Origin of the sequence: Collinsella sp. An7, assembly GCF_002159335.1 — a bacterium.
Classification (GTDB): domain Bacteria; phylum Actinomycetota; class Coriobacteriia; order Coriobacteriales; family Coriobacteriaceae; genus Coprousia.
Genome location: NZ_NFHP01000001.1, coordinates 248,206 through 261,239 on the forward strand (window position 1 = coordinate 248,206; position 13,034 = coordinate 261,239).

The 13,034-nt window shown below is 66.5% G+C and carries 13 protein-coding genes and 1 pseudogene; 6 read left to right on the plus strand and 8 right to left on the minus strand.

Annotated elements, in window-relative coordinates; genetic code table 11:
• Positions 1–71: 71 nt before the first annotated feature.
• Entirely contained in the window at positions 72–1,979 is a 1,908-nt protein-coding gene (locus B5G20_RS01080) for a cation-translocating P-type ATPase (RefSeq protein ID WP_087354147.1), read from the plus strand.
• 78 nt (positions 1,980–2,057) lie between these two features.
• On the opposite strand, the gene B5G20_RS01085 is transcribed toward B5G20_RS01080, so the two are convergent.
• The 5 genes from B5G20_RS01085 to B5G20_RS01105 all read right to left on the minus strand — a co-directional run bounded on the left by B5G20_RS01085 (position 2,058) and on the right by B5G20_RS01105 (position 6,655).
• Entirely contained in the window at positions 2,058–2,939 is an 882-nt protein-coding gene (locus tag B5G20_RS01085) for an acyl-CoA thioester hydrolase/BAAT C-terminal domain-containing protein (RefSeq protein ID WP_087354149.1), read from the minus strand.
• Positions 2,940–2,987: 48 nt separating this feature from the next.
• Entirely contained in the window at positions 2,988–5,063 is a 2,076-nt protein-coding gene (locus tag B5G20_RS01090; RefSeq protein WP_087354152.1) for a heavy metal translocating P-type ATPase, read from the minus strand.
• Between the two features lie 8 nt (positions 5,064–5,071).
• The gene (locus B5G20_RS01095; RefSeq protein ID WP_204207611.1) at positions 5,072–5,371 is read right to left on the minus strand and encodes a DUF6110 family protein; all 300 of its coding nucleotides are present in this window, start codon (positions 5,369–5,371) and stop codon (positions 5,072–5,074) included.
• 264 nt (positions 5,372–5,635) lie between these two features.
• Positions 5,636–6,268, minus strand: coding sequence for a DUF6796 family protein (locus B5G20_RS01100; protein WP_087354156.1), 633 nt, complete (start codon positions 6,266–6,268; stop codon positions 5,636–5,638).
• A gap of 12 nt (positions 6,269–6,280) precedes the next feature.
• Positions 6,281–6,655 carry a heavy metal-associated domain-containing protein gene (locus B5G20_RS01105; RefSeq protein WP_087354159.1) on the minus strand — a complete coding sequence of 125 codons (375 nt, stop codon included), beginning with the start codon at positions 6,653–6,655 and terminating at the stop codon, positions 6,281–6,283.
• A 553-nt stretch (positions 6,656–7,208) separates the two neighbouring features.
• Here B5G20_RS01105 and B5G20_RS01115 point away from each other — a divergent pair.
• Positions 7,209–7,496: a transposase gene (locus B5G20_RS01115; protein ID WP_087354165.1), complete on the plus strand. Its 288-nt coding sequence runs from the start codon at positions 7,209–7,211 to the stop codon at positions 7,494–7,496.
• A 152-nt stretch (positions 7,497–7,648) separates the two neighbouring features.
• Here B5G20_RS01115 and gpmA read toward each other — a convergent pair whose 3' ends face one another.
• Positions 7,649–8,395: a 2,3-diphosphoglycerate-dependent phosphoglycerate mutase gene (gene gpmA / locus B5G20_RS01120; protein ID WP_087354168.1), complete on the minus strand. Its 747-nt coding sequence runs from the start codon at positions 8,393–8,395 to the stop codon at positions 7,649–7,651.
• 266 nt (positions 8,396–8,661) lie between these two features.
• On the minus strand, positions 8,662–8,940 hold the full coding sequence (locus B5G20_RS01125; RefSeq protein WP_087354171.1) for a helix-turn-helix domain-containing protein: 279 nt from the start codon (positions 8,938–8,940) through the stop codon (positions 8,662–8,664).
• 480 nt (positions 8,941–9,420) lie between these two features.
• On the opposite strand from B5G20_RS01125, the pseudogene B5G20_RS01135 reads away from it, so the two are divergent.
• The 4 genes and pseudogenes from B5G20_RS01135 to B5G20_RS01150 all read left to right on the plus strand — a co-directional run.
• Positions 9,421–10,191 (plus strand): annotated as a pseudogene (locus tag B5G20_RS01135) (IS3 family transposase); the annotation flags it as partial.
• A 47-nt stretch (positions 10,192–10,238) separates the two neighbouring features.
• Positions 10,239–10,370, plus strand: coding sequence for an ArsC/Spx/MgsR family protein (locus tag B5G20_RS01140; protein ID WP_087354176.1), 132 nt, complete (start codon positions 10,239–10,241; stop codon positions 10,368–10,370).
• A 112-nt stretch (positions 10,371–10,482) separates the two neighbouring features.
• On the plus strand, positions 10,483–11,088 hold the full coding sequence (locus B5G20_RS01145; RefSeq protein WP_087354177.1) for a helix-turn-helix domain-containing protein: 606 nt from the start codon (positions 10,483–10,485) through the stop codon (positions 11,086–11,088).
• A gap of 119 nt (positions 11,089–11,207) precedes the next feature.
• On the plus strand, positions 11,208–11,450 hold the full coding sequence (locus B5G20_RS01150) for a hypothetical protein (RefSeq protein WP_239286812.1): 243 nt from the start codon (positions 11,208–11,210) through the stop codon (positions 11,448–11,450).
• A gap of 88 nt (positions 11,451–11,538) precedes the next feature.
• On the opposite strand, the gene B5G20_RS01155 is transcribed toward B5G20_RS01150, so the two are convergent.
• Positions 11,539–12,921 carry a hypothetical protein gene (locus tag B5G20_RS01155; protein ID WP_239286813.1) on the minus strand — a complete coding sequence of 461 codons (1,383 nt, stop codon included), beginning with the start codon at positions 12,919–12,921 and terminating at the stop codon, positions 11,539–11,541.
• Positions 12,922–13,034: the final 113 nt, after the last annotated feature.

Consider the following 13,034-nt stretch of genomic DNA (forward strand, 5'->3'; position numbering starts at 1 on the left):
TCTTCCTCAAAGCATTATACCCATAGGGGTATAGGTATCAAAACGCGCCGGCGAGAAGGACGGGGGAGCCCATGGTCGAAGGTCTCGAGAAGCTGCTGGAGTGGGGCGGCGCTAAGCGCGACATCGCGTTTCTCGCCATCTCGGGCGCGGCGCTCGCGCTCTCGCTCGCTGGCGTTGAGCCGTTTCCGTTCTCGATCGCGTGGGTCGCCATCATCCTGTGCGGCGTGCCCATCATCCTGGAGGCCGTCATCGGCCTCGTGACGGAGTTCGACATCACGGCCGACGTGCTCGTCTCGCTCGCCCTCATCGCGAGCGTCTTCATCGGCGAGGACTTCGCCGCGGGCGAGGTCGCCTTCATCATGCAGCTCGGCGGGCTGCTCGAGGAGCTCACCGTGGCGCGCGCCCGCGCCGGCATCGAACGGCTCGTCCATCTGACGCCGCGCACGGCACGGCGCATCGCTCGCGCAACGGCCGAGGGCGGGGAGCCGCGCCCCGTGGCGGAGGAGACCATCGCGGCGGAAGCCGTTCAGGTGGGCGACATCCTACGCGTGCTGCCCGGGGAGGCCGTGCCCGTAGACGGCGTCATCGTCTCCGGTCAGACCTCGGTGAACCAGGCGGTCATGACCGGCGAGAGCCTGCCGGTGGACAAGGGCCCGGGGGACGAGGTGTCGTCCGGCACGGTCAACCAGTTCGGCTCGTTCGACATGGCCGCGACGCGCGTAGGCGAGGACTCGTCCATCCAGCGGATGATTCGCCTCGTGCAGTCGGCAGACGCCGACAAGGCCAAGATCGTGAACCTCGCCGACCGCTGGGCGGTGTGGATCGTCGTCATCGCCCTTGTGGCAGCAGTTCTCACCTATCTCGTGACGGGCGAGATCATCCGCTCGGTCACCATCCTCGTCGTCTTTTGCCCGTGTGCGCTCGTGCTCGCCACACCCACGGCCATCATGGCGGCGATCGGCAACGCCACCAGGCACGGCTTTCTGGTGCGTGAGGGGGACGCGCTCGAGCGCCTGGCGCAGGTCAGGCGCGTGTGCTTTGACAAGACGGGCACGCTCACCACGGGGGAGCCGCACGTGGTTGCCGTGTGCGCGGGCGAGAAGGACGTGAGCGAGGACGCGTTGCTCGCGGTTGCCGGCGCGGCCGAGAAGCGATCCGAGCACCCCCTCGGGCGCGCCATCGTGGCCGCGGCCACGGAGCACGCCGGAGCGGCGCCGAAGGACCCAACGTCCTTTGCCATGGTGCCCGGTCGCGGCGTAGTGGCCGAGGTGGGCGGGCGCACGGTGTACGCCGGCAGCGCTGCGCTGCTGGCGGAGCACGGTCTGACTATACCGGACGCACTGGGGAGGCGCGTGGACGCTACGCGCGCCGAGGGGGCAACGATCACCTATCTCGGCTGGGGCGACACGGCAGCGGGGTTCATCGCACTCGCCGACCGCGTGCGCGAGAACGCCACCGCTACGCTTTCGGCAGTGTGGGAGACGGGCGTGGAGCCGGTGCTCCTCACGGGGGACCACGAGGCGGCGGCCGCCCACGTGGCTGCCGAACTCGGCATCACCACCTACAAGGCCGCCTGCCTGCCCGAGGACAAGCTCTCCTTCATCGATGACTCGGAGCGCGCGGGCAAGGGCGTTTGTATGGTCGGCGACGGCGTCAACGACGCGCCTGCGCTCAAGCGCGCGCTTGTGGGCATCGCCATGGGAGGCGTCGGCAGCGATATCGCCGTTGACGCGGCGGACATCGCGCTCGTGAACGATGACATCGCCGAGCTGCCGCACCTCCTGCGCCTCTCCCGCCGCATGATGACGACCATCAAGATCAACCTCACGTTCTCGATGACGCTCAACTTCATCGCGATCGCGCTCGCCATCTCGGGCGTCCTGAACCCTGTGGTGGGCGCCCTCGTGCACAACGCGGGCTCGGTGCTCGTTATCGTCAACTCCGCGCTTCTACTGGGATGGAAGCCGCGCGTTCGGTAAGGCTGCTAGGGGGCGGTATTCGGCCTAGCGGCGAGCTTGATGATTGACGCTTACGAGGCGTCGCTGTAGAAGCATCCGTTACCACCGGGCGAGAAATGCGAGCGTCTGGGCGAAGGCGTCCTCGCGGCTTTGCCGGCATGCTTCGGGGTTGGCGCGCTCGACGCGGAAGAGCCTGAGCGAGGGTGTCTCCATGGGCACGAGGATGTGGCTCGCGTACTCGTAGGAGCGTCGCGTGATCTCGAAGGGATGGTCGTGCTTGGCGAGGCGCTGCTCGACGATCCGACAGGCCTCGTCGCTCGGCCACATGGCGTCATGCGAGGGGCTGGCGAGAAGGACGGGCCCGTTGATGCGCTCCACGGCAATCCAGGCCTCCTTGGGTGCGCGCTCGACGATCCGCTCGTAGACGAAGCGCATGTCGAGCTGGCGCTCGGTGACGATACGACGGATGATGCCGAGGTAGGGGAGCCTCCCGCCGCCCCGCGCGCAGGGCACGGGCTCGCCGCGCCAGGTCCAGCTCGAGCGGTCGCTCAGACCCTTGCCGGCAAGGCTTTTGTTGCCGGTGATGCCCGGCATGGCGCAGGCGAGCGGGGAGATGGCGACGGCGCAGGTGATCTGAGGCATGAGCGAGGCGGCGAGAAGCGCAAGCTCGCCGCCCTTGGAGATGCCGTAGATCCCCACGCGGTCAAAGCCACGCTGGCGGAGATGGGCGACGGCACGCTCGATTGGCTCGATCGACACCTCGATGAGCCCGTCGGGGAGTCCCGGCACGTTCCAGTAGCACAGGCCGAGCGCGGCGATGCCCCCCCGTGCGAAACGCGCACCGAGGTTGCGCGGGATGTTCTCGTTGCCCTCGCTGCCGCCGAGCACGATGAGCGCCTTGCCGGAGTACGCTTCGACGTGCCGCTCCGGCAAGTGGAGGAATCCGAAGAAGCCGTCTTGCTCGACGGTGAACCGTTCCATGCCTCCACTTCCCAACGACAGGCCCCACAGCGGACCGATTGGTGCTTCCTAGAGACGTCGAGCGCTTTCTGCGGCCAGCGCGATGGTGGTGCCGTTGTGCAGGAGCGCCGAGGTCTGGGGTCGGATGATGCCGACGATTCCCGCAGCGAGAAGAGCCGAGTTGATGCCCATAACCGCGGTGAACGAGCGGTCGAGGCGCCCCATGAGGGAGCGGCTGAGCGCGTGCAGGCGCACGATGGCGTCGAGCCCGCCCGCGGCGAGCGTGACGTCGGCGACCTCCTGCGCGATGGCGGTGCCCGTGCCCATGGCGATGCCCACATCGGCGGCGGAGAGCGCCGGCGCGTCGTTAACGCCGTCACCCACCATGACGACGCGTTGTCCGCGAGCCACGAGCGCCTCCACGTAGGCATGCTTTTCCTCGGGGAGCAGGTCGGCCCGGTACTCGGTGATGCCCGCCTCGGTGGCGATGCGTGCGGCGGTGCGCTCGTTATCGCCGGTGAGCATGATGATGTGGTCGATGCCCTGTGAGCGAAGCGCCGCAATTGCCTCGGGCACTCCTGCCTTTAAGGGATCCTCGATGCCGAGCACGCCCACCAGCTTTCCGTCTTGGGCGAGGTAGAGCGGTGAGAGGCCTTCGAGGTCGCCGTCGATGCGCGCCTCTGCCTCGGGGGCGACTTCGACGTGCTCGTCCTCCATCACGAAGTGGCGACTACCGATGACGATGCGCTTGCCATCGAGCGCCGATGCGATGCCGTGCGCCACGATATAGGCGACCTCGGCATGGCGCTCGCGATGCTCGAGGCCGCGCGCGGCGGCGGCCGCCACCACGGCGCGCGCCACGGGATGCGGGAAATGCTCCTCCAGGCAGGCCGAGGTGCGCAGCACCTCGTCCTCGGTCCAATCGGGCACGAGGGCGAGCACGCGCGCGACCCGGGGCGTCGCCTCGGTGAGCGTTCCTGTCTTATCGAACACGATGGTGTCGGCGGCGGCGATGGCCTCGAAATGCTTGGCACCCTTGACAGCCATGCCCTCGTGCGCGCTCTGGCTCATGGCGGAGAGCACGCTGATGGACGACGTGAGCCTGAGGGCGCAGGAGTAGTCGACCATGAGGGCGGCCGATGTCTTGGCAAGGCTTTTCGTGGTCGCCGCCACAAGCCCCGCAAGCAGGAAGTTCCACGGCACGAAGCGGTCCGCGAGGTGCTCGCGGCGCGTCTGGACCTCGCTTTTGAGCTGCTCGGAGGCTTCAACGAGATTCACGATGGAGCGGAGCTTGGTCGATGCGGGCTCGGCGCCCACGCGGATGACGATCTCGCCCTCTTCGACCGCGGTGCCGGCGAAGACGTCGTCGCCGGCCATGCGCTCGACGGCAAGCGGCTCGCCGGTGAGTGCCGCCTGGTTGACCATGGCCGCACCGCATACCACCACGCCGTCGACGCACACGGGCATGCCGGTGCGCGCCACGACGAGGTCGCCTGCGCGGAGACTCTGGGTGGGCACGGTGACCTCCTCGCCGTCCTCGAGGCGCCGGGCGTTTTGGGGAATGGCCATGAGGGAGCGGATGAGTTCGTGCTCTGAGCGCTCACGGGTGGCGTCCTCGAGGACCTCTCCCAGGTCGAGGAGGAACATGGTGCTCGCCGCGGTTTTGGGGTCGCGCTTGACAAACGACAGGCCGATGGCCGTGGCGTCGAGTACCGGCACATCGAGGCGGTGCCGCATGAGCGAGGTGAGGCCGGCGCGCAGAAAACCGAGGTAGTGAAGGCCGGCCCATACCGCCCTCAGTGCGGGTGGGAGGAGCCAGCGGCGGATGAGATGGTTGCCCACTAGGCGGATGATGCTGCGCGCGGCGGACGGGACCGCGGGCGCGAGCGCCGTGGGCGCCTGGGCGCGCACCGCATCGAGCTGGACGCGGCTGAGCTCGTTCAGCCGATCGAGCAGGGCGGTTCTTGCAAGGGCGTCGCGGTACCAGATGGCGACCGAGCGAATGCGCGGGTAGGAGCGCACGCGCTCGACGCCTGTCCACGAAGAGAGCGAGGCCTCGAGGGCGAGGGCGTCGGACGCGTCAAGGTGATCGGCAAACGTAAGACGCAGCCGCCCCGGCACCTCGTGTTCGATGACGTATCGCACGGGCGCGCCTACGCTTTAGCGGGGACGGTCTCTGCGGCGGTATCCGACGCGCCGTCTTCTTCGTCCTCGACGCCGTAGACGCTTTCATTGAGATACGCGGCTTCGGCGACGATGTCGTCCATCTCGGCTCGCGCGCGTTCGACGGTATCTTCACAGGCCTGCTTCGCGCGCAGCCCAGCCGCGACGGCTTCGACGTAGACGCGTTTCGCCCCGTCGCTCGTAAGCACCTTGGCGCCAACAGACCCGATCAGTACGCCCGCGCCCAGAAGCAGACCGTGCGTCCCCTTGAGAAAGCCCAGAGCACTCATGCGAAACTCCTCTCCGCGCACAACAGTACGCCTTGGTAAACAATTACAAGTTAACTGTAGCTCACTCTGAGGAGGGGAGTGGTGTGATTTGCGAATTGGGAAGAACTTGCTGTCAAGAATTCGAAAGAATGCGACGGCTGGTCGCATCCATGGCGGAGCGCTTTCCCGGCGGGCGGCTGGCGTTCGATGCGGCGAGGGAGGACCGCCGACAAGCGATCCGCAGACGATTGTGACGGTCTGCATATAGTATAGGTTCGGTGGTGATTAGGTGAGCAGGTAGATGAGCATCGCGGTGAACATGATCGTGAACACGAGATTGCTCCACCCGCCGAAGAGAATGCACCGCGCTGGCTGCGGCACGCGCATCCACACGAGCCCAAAAAAGCTCGTCACGATGGGCGTGAAGACGACAAACCAGACGGGGAAGACGGTCTGCCCGAGCACGATGGCGATGGCGAACAGGATGAACCCGGCGTACATGGGGGTCGTTGCCAGGCGCATGAGAAGCATGATGTTGGCGGAGACTTCCTCGTAGAGATCCTCGTGCCCCGCCTTGGCGATGATGGAGAGGTAGGCGTACTGCGCGTGGTAGGCGCCGCCGCAGATGAGTGCGAAGGTAAGGAGCGCTGCCGCAAGCCAGACAAGCCAGGCGAGGTCGCTGCGCGCCGTAAGGGGAAGCGCCAGAAAACCGAGCACGTAGAGGAAGGCGGCGACGGGTCCCAGCGCCCCTCCCACGCGCACGCGCGCGGCGGGAATGTCTCTCATGACGTGCATATAGGGCTTGAGCGTGCCGTCCATGTCGTAGGCGCCGGGCGTGAAGTAGAGCAGCATGTCGCCGGCGAACATGAGCAGCGATCCGAGAAGGCCGAGGGCAATGAATGTGAGGACGAGTGGCATGGTTCTCCCATCCTACAGGTCGCGCACAGAATAGCCGGCGTCTCGGACAGCCAGTGCGCAGACTTCGCGGTCAATGGGCGTCTTCGACAGAATGTGCGCTGTATTGCGGCCAAGATCGACACGCGCCCAGGTGCCCTCGAGCGCGTTGAGCGCGTTCTCGACGTTGCGCGCGCACCCCTCGCAGCTCATGCCCCCAATAATGAGCTCCGCGGCATACGGATAGTGCGCCTCGTCGGTGTCCGCGACTTCGACCCGCTTTGGTTTGGGTGCGCGCTCGCTGTCGCTGCAGCCGCAGGCGCAACCGCCGGAGCCAACTCGACGCACATAGCGCACGGCGATTACGGCGACCAGGACGATGGCGGCTGCGACGATGATGAAATCTGCCATGATACTCCCTCCTTCCATTCGAACGAGACGGCTCGCTCTTGTATAAAATGTTAACCTTAGTATACTCTCGGAGAGCTTGGAACCGCACGTTCGAAAGAAGAATTTCGAGCAGAAGGGTGTAGCGCGCGCAAAGTTCGGTCGGCTTCGCAAATAACAGCCGCACGAGCGGAGGCACTGCCCGTGCGAGAGCCAGGCTGCCTTAGGCGACGGACGCGAACGTTGCGCGGGTGGAGTGCGAGCCGGCCGTCGCAGGCTACGGTCATGTCACAGGTGCGCGGAGCCCGCCGGTTTTGCCGAGATTACGCGTGCGCAGCGCTTCTAGTTTGAAAACGGTATTTCAACGGCGTCATGCCGAATTTCCGCCTGAATACCTCACAGAACTTGCTCACGTTCGCGTAACCCACGGCGTGCGCGATGTCGGCCACCGGCGAGTCACCGTGTTTGATCAGCTCCTCTGCCCGGCTCATGCGGACGTCCAAGAGGTAGTCCGAAATGCATACATAGTTGGACACATCGATGAGAGTCTGAGGGTCCCTCGAGGAAGGGAGGCCCCATGCGGGATCCGAAGCACCCCAGGCAGTTCTCCGAGGAGTTCAGAAGGCAGATAGTCGCGCTGGTTGACTCCGGCAAGCCGCACGCTGAGGTGATGCGCGAGTACGATTTCGGCAAGTCGACCCTCGACCGCTGGATCCGCCTCGTCCACGCGTGCGGCTCCACCGCCGCGGCCGACAACCGGACGCCCGAGCAGAACCGCCTCGTCGAGTTGGGGCTGGAGAACGCCCGCCGCAGGGTGGAGGTCGATGTCCTAAAACAAGCGGCGCTGCTATTCGCACGAAAGTGACGGTCAACGTGAAGACCTGCCTCTTCAGGATAACGGCGCTGACGGGCCCTGTTGGAGTGCGTGGCCGGCATCCTGGCCTCATAGCACGTCGGCCCGGGGCGATGCCGGACCGACGCGGGCGGTCAGGGTGTGGGGACGAGGCGGGGCGCAGCTCAACCCCGCGCCTTGCCCTGGTTGGCCACTGCCGCCATCTTGGCGGCGACGGCGTCCGGGTCGCCGAGGTAGCGTTTGCTGCGCACGTTGAGGTCGGCGTCGAGCGTGTAGGCCAGCGGCACGCCGGTGGGGATGTTGACCTCGAGGATCTCCTCGGGCGTGAGCCGCTCGAGCTTCATGACGAGCGCCCGCAGGCTGTTGCCGTGCGCGGCGATGAGCACGCGCTTCCCCGCGTGCAGCTGGGGCAGGATCTCGCGTGCGAAGTACGGCCAGGCGCGCTCGACGGTGGTCGCCAGGCATTCGGTGAGCGGAAGGCACGCAGCCGGCACGTCGCGGTACATCGCCTGGCCGTGCGGGTCGCGCGCATCCCCGGCCTCAAGCGCGGGCGGCTCCACGTCGAAGCTGCGCCGCCAGATCCTCACCTGCTCCTCACCGTATCTCGCTGCGGTCTCGGCCTTGTCGAGGCCTTGGAGCGCCCCGTAGTGCCGCTCGTTGAGCTCCCATGCCTTCACGACGGGCAGCCATGCGCGGTCTAGCTCGTCGAGCACGATGTCGAGGGTGTGGATGGCGCGTTTGAGCCGGCTCGTGTAGCAGATGTCGAAGTCGAAGCCCTCGCGCGCGAGGGCCCGTCCGCCCTCGGCCGCCTCAGAGCGGCCCGCTTTGGAGAGGTCGACGTCCGTCCAGCCGGTGAAGAGGTTAAGGCGGTTCCATTCGCTCTCCCCGTGGCGGATAAGCACGAGTTGCATGGATCTAGGTGAGTCGGGCATGGTTCCTCCAAAAGATAGATATGGATAACTTTCTTCGATTCTAGCGCGTTGCGTGTGTAGTGTTAGCCTTAACTAACTTTTAAGGGAAACCTCTCACAGCTTCGGTTCCGGTATCAAGGAGGTGGTCATGCTCGACTACCTTATCGTGGGCGCCGCTCTCGCGCTTGCGGTGTTCATCCTCGCTCGTCAGATGATGCGCATCGGGCACGGCGGCGGGTGCGGCTGCGAAGGAGGCGCACCGCCGGCTACGAGGTCGTCGAAGAGCCAGCGTAGGGCGGCTGGGCGGGCGACCCCCGCGCCGTTTCCCGCGCTACCTCGACGACCTTCGCGCCGGCCTCGCGCTTGAACTGCTGCGGCGACGTTCCGAACGCTCGTGCGAACGCGGCCGAGAAGCTCGTGGAGGAGCGGTACCCGGTCTCCCGCGCCGTCGCGGCGACCGTCCATCCGGACGCGAGCAGCGCCCGCGCCGCGTGCATCCGCTGAATCTGAATCTGAATCTGAATCTCCCCCGTTTCCGTTGACACATCGAGTTCCGTTTCGGCATGATGCCGTGAACGGGGAAAGGGGGCATGGGACGGGGCATCCGCCGCCCGAGTACTCGGCAGGGTTCAGGCAGCAGGCGGCGAGGCTGCACAGGGAGCGGGGCGGTGCCTGCGCGGAGACCGCCCGCGAGCCCGGCGTCGACCCGGGGAGCCCGTCGGACCGGGTCGGGAGGGCCGGCGCCGCGCAGGCGCCGGCAGGGGACAACCCCTTCCAGACGGCGGGGGACCTCCGCGGGCCGAGGCGCGGGAACGAGCGGCTGAAGGGGGAGAACGAGATGCTTTTGAAAGCGGGCGCCCTCTTCGCCGGCAGGCAGCCGTAGGCTCGCGGGCGGAGGGGGCGAAGTTCGCGTTCGTCAAGGCCAACGAGGGGGCCTGCCTGGACGGTCTCCGAGATGTGCTCGGCGCTCAAGGTGACCCGGCAGGGCTGCTACGCGTGGCGATCCCGCGGCCCCAGCGCGCGACGAGAGGGACGCCGAGCTGGCGTCGAGGATCACGGGGATCCACGCCGCCGGCCGCGGCACCTGCGGCGCCCCGAAGGTCTTCGCCGAGCTCAGGCGGTACGGCGTGCGCACCTCGCGCAGGCTCGTGGCGCGCATCATGCGCGAGAACGGCCTGTCCGGCACCGCGCGCGGCTGCGCCAGGAGGCCGAAGGGCGGGGAGAAGCCGGCCGCGCCGCAGGCGAACGCCGCACCGGACCCGGTGAAGCGCGACTTCAGCGCGGACGGCCCCGACGAGGCGCGGTTCGCCGGCATCACCTGCGTCCGCACGCACCAGGGGTGGCTCTACCTCGCCGTGGTCATGGACATATGGTCCCGCAGGATCGTCGGATGGTCGATGTCCGCGCGCATGACGGCCGAGCTCGCCGACGACGCGCTCAAGATGGCGATAGCCCGCAGGCGCCCGCCGAGGGGCTGCATCCACCATTCCGACCACGGCTCGCAGTACGTGTCGCCGCAGCTCGGCAGGACCATGCGGGGCGTGGGGATCGCGCCCTCGATGGGCTCGATATCGTCGCCGTGGGACAACGCGGCCATGGAGTCGCTCATGGGGCTCATCAAGGCCGAGTGCGTGCACGCCCGCACGTTCGAGACGCGCGAGCAGGCGGCGCTGGAGATCTTCGAGTACATCGAGTGCTCCTGCAACAGGGTGCGGATACACTCCGCGCTGGGGAGCCTCAGCCCCGAGGAGTTCGAGGCGGGGAATATGGAGGGCGCCGTCAAGATGGCGGCGTAAGGGTGTAAACGGAATCGGGGTAGATTCAAGATGCCGCCGCGCTCGTCATGCACATCGCCGAGGTGCAGCGCTTTGAGATGCTGCTCGAGAACCAGCAGGTCCTGCGCGAGCCCATCGTGCGCAATGGGCGCCAGGCGACGGTGGGGTACGCGCCCGATACGTGGAAGGGCTGGTCATAGGGCGTGTCCCGTGCGCTCTACGGTCCGTAGGTAGCCTTGCACGGTGGTGCGGGAGATACTGGTCCCGTTGTGACATGCGCCCGCGACGGCGCTTTTGAGAAAGAGGACCCTCATGGCCGGATACCTGACTGCCGATACCATCAAGACGCTCCGCGAGGGGCGCAAGCTCACCCAACGCGCCCTCGCCGAGGCGGTGGGCGTGACCGACAAGGCTGTTTCCAAGTGGGAATTGGGGCGCGGGCTGCCCGATATCTCGCTGGTGGAGCCACTTGCCGCCGCGCTCGGCGTGTCGGTGGCGGAGCTTCTGACCGGTGACGTCCGTCAAAACGCCAATCGCGCAGGTAACCTGCTGCGGTCGCACTTCTACGTGTGCCCGGTGTGCGGCAACGTGCTGTATGCGCTGGGGGAGGGCTCGTACTCGTGCTGCGGCGTCGCGCTTGCGCCCGCCGAGGCCGAGGAGCCCGATGAGGGCCATGCGCTCGTGGTCGAGAGCATCGAGGACGAATGGTACGTGACGCTCGATCACCCCATGCGCAAGGACCACTACATCAGCTTTATCGCCTATGTCACCACCGATGGCGTAACGATCAAGAAGCTCTATCCCGAGCAAGAGGCCGCCGCACGGTTCCGGTGCGGTCAATCGGGCATCATTGTTGCCTATTGCAACCGCCATGGGCTCGTGAGCGCCCGCACGCCGCGGCGCGTCGCACGGGCGTAAGGCGGCGGCGCCGGGCGGCTTTCCGGCTCGTTTTGCAGGACGCGCCACCGTGCGATACCCGGAGCGGAAAGATATGGTATAAACCAGATAGCATATTACCGACGGGCGTCGCCGCCCGCATGCCGTTATTGGGAGTAACCACGATGGGTGCCTGCCTCAAGCTCTGCAAGAAATGCTCCGGCGTCTCGCCCGAGGATTTCAAGGGCGTTGTCGCCAAGGGCGATATCCGCACCGGCTGCTTTGGCCATTGTGCCAAAAAGCACAAGGAGCTCGAGGGCAAGGCGTACGTGAAGTACGACGGCGCCATCGTTGCCCGCGGATCCAAGAAGAAGCTCGTCAAGGCGGTGGCGGAGCGCGTGTAGGCAGGACGCGTTGCCGGCGCCGCCATGCGCGGCCGTCCGGATCGCACGGTGAGACGAGGGCGCCGGGGACCCGCTTGACGGCGCTACCTCAGAGGCGCACCAAGCGCACCGGTTCGTCGCGGTAGAGCGTGCCGTCCCGATGCTGATAGCCGTTGGCAAGCGGTGTCTCGCGCATCCAGCCGATGGTAAGCTCGGGCCCCTCGGGAAAATCCTCGATGGCAGGGTTTTCCTCCACCGAATAAAGGGAGGGCGTGAGGGTGCCGGGCGTGACGCCGAGGTCGGCGAGCCCCGCTTCCGGATCGGTGTTGTCATACGCGATGCGGATGCTGAACCAGCCCTTGTCCTGCACGCTTGTCGGCAATGCGGCAAACAGGCCGTCGGCGGGTGCGAGCTCATAGGTTTCGAAGACCGCGGGGTCATGGGCGCGCACGTCGTTGTTGGTGAGGTTGCTCTTCTCTACGAGGTCGTCAAACGTATAGGTGGCCGTCGTCTCCTCAAGCGTTACGTCGCCGGGATGCAGGCGCACCCCGTGCTCGTTGGAGGTCAGGTAGACGCCGTGGCCGAGCCCGATCCAGTCGACGATGAGCCAATCGCCCACGTCGCGTGTGTAGTCGAAGGGGGAGAGCTCGCCTAGGAGGCCGCTCTCGCCGTTATCGTTCGTGGCGATCTCGTAAAAGCCCTCCTGATAGACGCGCACCTCTGTTTGGGGGTTTCCCGCAGTGAGGGGGAGGAGCTCGCGGCACATCGCGTCGATGGGATGGGTCCAGCCGGGAACGTCGGGCACGCCGGTGGGAAACCCGTTCGCGTACGCGGCGTCTGCGCCGGCGATCTCGAACGTGATCTGGGGTGTTCGGATGGTGATGCGGGCGGCCTCCTCCTTAAAAAAGCGCTCGTCCCCCGTGTAGCGCGTGTAGAAAAACGACCCGGATCGATTGCCGCCCCCTTCGCTGTCATCCCAGTCATAGGGCGAGATGCAGCCGGTAAAGAAGCCCTTCTCGGTCAGGTCGTAGCCGTTGATAAGGACGAGGGAGACGGTGTAGCCGGCGTCTTGCAGCAGCCGTTTGCCCTCGACGACGGCAGCGCGGAAGCGTTTTTCGTACGCCGCGGTGATCTCGGCCTCCTGCCGGGTGTCGCCGAGCGGCCCCTCCTCAAAATCGACGAGCACGTAGGAGCCGTCCTCCATGGTGCAGAAGGCGCGGTTGAGCGAATAGTAGGAGAAGAGCGAATAGCCGCGGTCCTCCCAGACGTCGGTCACGGCAACGTGCTCGCCGTACTTTGCTGCGTAATAGTCTTCCGCTTGGCGTGCGACGGCGTCTTCGTCAAAGGCACCGAGGTCCGAGCAGCCGGAGAGGCCGAGCACGAGCATCACGATAAGAACGATGCCAAACCCGAGACGCATCGGGAGGTAGCGCCGCGCCACAACGCGCACTTCGACGGGACGGCGGATGGCTGGTGCGGCAAGAAGGGACATGGTGGGGCGCCTCCCCTCAGCGGGCTTGGGTTGCTTGCCGGCGGCACCGAACAAACGGTACCGCCACGGGTATAGCCTAGCCCAAGGCAGTCGGGCGCAGGGGGTGGCTGGCG